This window comes from Alcanivorax sp. (assembly GCF_014762765.1).
Taxonomy (GTDB): Bacteria; Pseudomonadota; Gammaproteobacteria; order Pseudomonadales; family Alcanivoracaceae; genus Alcanivorax.
This window is the reverse complement of record NZ_JABURH010000080.1, coordinates 1-4959: the sequence shown is the minus strand read 5'-3', so window position 1 is coordinate 4959 and position 4959 is coordinate 1. Positions and strand designations below refer to the sequence as shown.

General features: G+C 60.4%; 5 protein-coding genes. 3 read left to right on the top strand and 2 right to left on the bottom strand.

From position 1 onward, the window contains the following. Nucleotides 1-187: 187 nt before the first annotated feature. Nucleotides 188-943, bottom strand: coding sequence for an SDR family NAD(P)-dependent oxidoreductase (locus tag HUJ17_RS03735; protein ID WP_290509410.1), 756 nt, complete (start codon nucleotides 941-943; stop codon nucleotides 188-190). A 124-nt stretch (nucleotides 944-1067) separates the two neighbouring features. Here HUJ17_RS03735 and HUJ17_RS03730 point away from each other — a divergent pair, with 124 nt between their 5' ends. The 3 genes from HUJ17_RS03730 (at nucleotide 1068) to HUJ17_RS03720 (ending at nucleotide 4170) form a co-directional block, all read left to right on the top strand. After that, on the top strand, nucleotides 1068-1565 hold the full coding sequence (locus tag HUJ17_RS03730; protein WP_290509409.1) for a hypothetical protein: 498 nt from the start codon (nucleotides 1068-1070) through the stop codon (nucleotides 1563-1565). Nucleotides 1566-1572: 7 nt separating this feature from the next. Beyond that, nucleotides 1573-3441 (top strand): tetratricopeptide repeat protein, encoded by a 1869-nt coding sequence (locus HUJ17_RS03725; RefSeq protein ID WP_290509408.1) that lies wholly within the window; start codon nucleotides 1573-1575, stop codon nucleotides 3439-3441. Nucleotides 3442-3558: 117 nt separating this feature from the next. Further along, nucleotides 3559-4170: a LysE family translocator gene (locus tag HUJ17_RS03720; RefSeq protein WP_290509407.1), complete on the top strand. Its 612-nt coding sequence runs from the start codon at nucleotides 3559-3561 to the stop codon at nucleotides 4168-4170. Between the two features lie 37 nt (nucleotides 4171-4207). On the opposite strand, the gene HUJ17_RS03715 is transcribed toward HUJ17_RS03720, so the two are convergent. Further along, nucleotides 4208-4959: FAD:protein FMN transferase (locus HUJ17_RS03715; protein WP_290509406.1), on the bottom strand; the 752-nt coding region annotated here is incomplete at its 5' end.

The window sequence follows — 4959 nt, the reverse complement described above, 5'->3', positions numbered from 1 at the left end:
CGGGATAGGTGCATGCCGAACGGCCCGATCTCCCGCCACGCCACCGCGCCCCTGACGGGGCGCGCATGGCGCGGCATCCTGACCGGGCCGCCGGCATGAGTGCCGATACACATTGTGCATCAGCCCATTGATAGTGGCTTGGGCAGGCAGGGTAAGGCAAGCGACAAGTGTGGAAAAATTGTATCTGCTACCAGGGTAGCGGATCCCCTTGCCAGTTAATAAAACTCCCGCTCTGTTCCGGAGTTGCCTGATCCAGTTGCAGTGTCAATTGCTCTGCCACCCAGTCTGCAGAAAACAGCTTTTCTTCCGGAACCCGGGACTGGAAGGGCGCCGAAAGAGGGGTGTCAGTGGTGCCTGGGTGCAATGCCAACAGGGTGAGATGTGGGGCCCTGCGGCGGGCCTCCACGGCAAAGGTGCGCATCAGTTGGTTCAGCGCCGCCTTACTGCTGCGATAGCTGTACCAGCCGCCCAGATGGTTGTCGGTAATACTGCCGACTCGGGCGGAGATGACAGCGAAAGTTGCCGGCTGGCGGCGTAGCTGTGGCAGCAGACTGCGGGCCAACAGCATTGGCGCCCAGGCGTTCAGGCGGAAACTGTATTCCAGATTCTCCAGCGACAGATCTTCCAGCCGTTTTTCCGGTGACAGCTTCCGGCTGGTGTCGTGTAGCACGCCGGCACAATGGACCACTCTGGACAAATGTTCGGTGAGCGTTTTGATTTCCTCGGCGAGCCCTGCAGGGCCCTGGGGATCGGTCAAATCCGCTGCCGCCAGCGTCAGTGTGTCGTGCTGGGCGGTCAGTGCCGCCAGCGGCGAATGGTCAGGGTCGCGGCTGCTGGCGATAACCTGATCCCCCCGCGCCAGATGAAGGCGGGTGAGTGCCAGACCGATGCCTGAGCTGGCACCGGTAATCAGTACCGGATCGGGAAGCGTTGGGGGTGTCATAGGGGCAGAATCGCCGTTGATCGGACAAGTTAACGTGAAGAGCGGATCAGGTGTGACGATCGCAACAGTCAAAGTCGCACGGCTATGGTAGATTTCCAAAAACCATCGGGATTGGGGGAGCGCAATGCGCCGTGTAGTAGTGCTGCTGTTGATGCTGTTTGTCAGCCAGCTTCATGGAACCGAGCTGGACAAGGAGCTGGCGGATTTCAAGCGTGATGTGCTGGAAGTCAATAAACGTCTTCTGCTGCTGGAAGAGGAGCTGCTGTTCCCCGCCGATACCCAGGTAGGAATCTATGTGTCCCTGGATGTGGGGCATTATTTCCAGCCGGACAGCATAACGCTGGAATTGGATGGTGAGGTGCTGGCCAGCCATCTTTACACCGAGCGTGAACTGCGTGCCCTGAAAAACGGCGCCGTACAGCGGCTGGCTCTGGCCAACGTGAAAAACGGTGAGCACGAGTTGGTCGCTTTCGTGACCGGTATGGGGCCTGAGGGGCGTGAAATCCGACGGGGTGTCACCGGGCAGTTTGAAAAGCGCCATGGCCGCCACTTTGTGCAACTGCATATTGAGGACGACAAGGCCAAACAGCAGCCCCGTCTTTTGTTCCGTGACTGGCGCTGAGACGAGCATGCTGAAGTGGTTTGCCATGGTGTTGATGTTGGTCTGCTCACTGGCCTGGGGGCGGTTGGATAAACCGCATCAGGTGCAGGAGTTGGCCTATGGGGAAGTGGCCTATCTCTACCTGCAAGGGGACTATTTTGCCGCCCTGACACGGGCGCAGATGGCGCTGGAGCGTGGCGAGGTAGATGTGCACCGGGCAGATCTGGAAGTGCTGCTGGGTGCCATGTACAGCGCTTACGGCATGCCTGAAGATGCCGAGCGGGTGTTCAGTGCGTTGTTGAACCAGCAGGTCAGCGGCGAGGTGGCCCAGCGTGCCTGGATTCATCTGGCGGGCCTTTACTATCGCCAGCAGAAATACGCACGCGCTCTGGACACCCTGGAACAGCAGGTCGGCACGCCGCCCGGGGATCTGAAAGAGGTCTATCAAAGCTTGCGGGCCCGGGTGCTGATGCGCCTGGGTCGCTATGAAGAGGCGGCGGAATCCCTGGATGCCTTCGCTGCCAATCACCCGCTTAATGCCTATCTGCGCTATAACCTGGCGATCAGCTGGATCAACGGCGAGCACCCGGGTCTGGGGCAGGAATGGTTGTGGGAGCTGGCCAATCTGCCGCCTGGGGCGCCGGAGGTGAACGCGATCAAGGACAAGGCCATGCTGGCGCTGGCTATCTACATGTTGCGCAGCGATCAGGAAGACCGTGCCCTGCAGTTGCTTCGCGATGCGCGCCTGGAGGGGCCGTTCGCCGATGTGTCCCTGTTGCTTTATGCCCGTGCCCTGCTGATCGAGAATCAGCCGGCCCGTGCGCTGCCCATACTGCAGCAACTTGACCGTAAATCGATCCAGCGCTCTACCGTCCAGGAGGCGCAGTTGGCGATTCCTTATCTGTACGAGCAGATGGGTGATCAGCGCTCCGCTCGCCAGGCCTTCCACACCGCCCTGGAGCGTTTTGACAGGCTGGACCAGTACCTGCTGGCGGTGGAGGCGCACATTGCCAGTGGCGATTGGTTCGAAGAGATGGTTGGCGAGCCAAGCTGGTCTACCGCCATGGATCCAGTGCCACCGTTTCTGCCGAAACGGGTAAAGAGTTTTCCCACTTTCTATGAATGGTTTGCCACTACGGAGTTCCAGCATGGCTGGAACAACTATCACGAGCTGATGCGTCAGCGAAATCTGCTTACCCAGTGGCAGAATACCCTGCCTGCTATGCAGACCATGCTTGCCGCCCATGAGCGCAAGCATCAGGAGGTCAGGCCTCAGGCAAAGGCCCTGCTGCGGGAATTGTCGCAGCAGGATTTCCAGGGACGCCTTACCCGGCTGCAGCGGGACTATGAGCAGGCGGTAACGGAACAGGATCCGCTACCTTTTGCTACGGACAAGGAGCTGCGCCTCTGGGAGGCCCAGCAGGAAGCGGAGCGCACAACCCGGGGCTGGGGGGAGCGCAAGCGTCCGGACATGACCGCCAAGCTGGATTTCTACAAGGGGGTTCTGTTGTGGGAAATGCAGGAGGATATCGTGCCGCGCCAGTGGCAGCGCGAGCAGGAACTCAAACAAATCAGCGCCATGCTGAATCAGACCCGGGAGTTGCGCAGCCGGGTCATGGTGGCCAGTAGTCGGGTGCAGCGGCTGGATTACTTTCGCCAGGAACTGCCGGCCCTGAAGCAGGAGTTGGCCAGTCTGCAACAACGCGGCGAGCGGCTCATGCGTCGCCAGCAGTACTCGCTGCAAGCCTCTGCGTTTGAACAGGTCACGGTGACGCGCAAGAGGCTGCAACGTTTCAGTGCGGCGGCCCATGAGGGCCTGGCTGACCTGTATAATAAGGCGTTGCGCAATCGCCGGAAGTCGGCGGCTGCCAGTGGTGTCGAGGCGCAGGTAGAGTAAGAGGGCGCGACCTTCTTCGCCTTACAAGCAAGGCGCCAACGACAATGCGTTATGTCGGGGCAGCGGCTTTATGGCTGCCTTGCTGACGGAAGAACAGATTGATAGCAGGGAATGGCCATGGATGGTTACGGGTTACTGTTACTGATTCCGGTGATGATGGTGCTGGCGGCGCTGCCCAGTACCAGCGTGGCGCTGGTGGTGGTGCGTTCTGCCCGGCTTGGTGTGGCTCACGGCTTGTGGGTGGCCGCCGGTATTGTCATGGCGGATTTGCTGTTCGCCGCTCTTGCCCTGTGGGGGATGGCCGAGCTGGCCCAGCAACTGGGAAGTTTGTTTGCGCTGGTCCGTATCGCCGCCGGCCTCTGGCTGGTTTGGTTCGGCATCACGCTTATCCGCAATCGTGATACGGCATTAAAGACGGGGGCGATCAGCGGTAGCAGCAAGACAGTCAGTTTTCTGGCCGGGCTGGCGGTGACCCTGGGCGATATCAAGGCCATCGTTTTCTACGCCAGCCTGTTTCCCTTGTTTGTGAATATGCACGCGCCGGATGTGGCGCATCTGGTGGTGGTGCTGCTGATTACGGTTTTCAGTGTGGGCGGCGTCAAGGCGGTATATGCGTGTCTGGCCCAACGGATTAGCCGCCGCAGTAATCCCCGTTTACGGCAGCCCCTGAGCATCGCCGCCGGCGGGGCCATGATCGGCGCTGGCACCTGGCTTGTCACCCGCCCGTAGACACGTAGCGTGGATTAGCCGTAGGCGTAATCCACCGTTACTCCGGTGTCGTTAAATCGTTGGAATAAAACACGTTGCCACCGCGATCGATGATGATGGCCGAGGTCTCCGGCAGCCGGTTGATCAGGGACAGGCCTTTTTCTACTCCCAGCACAAAGACACTGGTGGAGAGCGCATCCGCATCCAGGCTGTTGTCTGCAAGCACGGTGACGCTGGCCAGGCCATCGATGCTCTTGCCGGTTTGCGGGGAGAGAATGTGGTGGATGCGGCGGCCATCGCGGATGAAGTAGCGCTGGTAATCACCGGAGGTGGACATGGCCAGGTCGGTGATGGGCAGGCGCATGGCTACCTTCTCCCGGTTTCGAGGATGCTGAATGCCCACTTCCCAGGGGCGGCCCCGGTGATCGCCGAGCACATAGCTGTCACCGCCCAGGGACAGCCAGGCATGTTCAACACCTGCCTCTTTCAATAGCGCAATGCCCCTGTCGATGGCATGGCCCTTGGCGATACCGCCCAGGTCGATGCGGGTGCCGGGTGTGCGAAAGCGCACCTGGTAATCCGGCAGCAGCTCAATGCGGTCGGCGCCGATGTGGCGGGCTGCATCGGCCAGTTGGGCGTCGTCCGGGGCCTTGCCTTCCCGATAATCGTAGAGATGGCCAGCACTGGCAAAGGTGATGTCGAAGGCGCCGTCGGTGAGTTGATAGTAGTGCAGGGATTGCTCCAGCAACCGGTAGAACTCGGGGCTGATGGCTTGCGGTTTTTCATGGCCATGCAGGTTGAGCTGGGCAA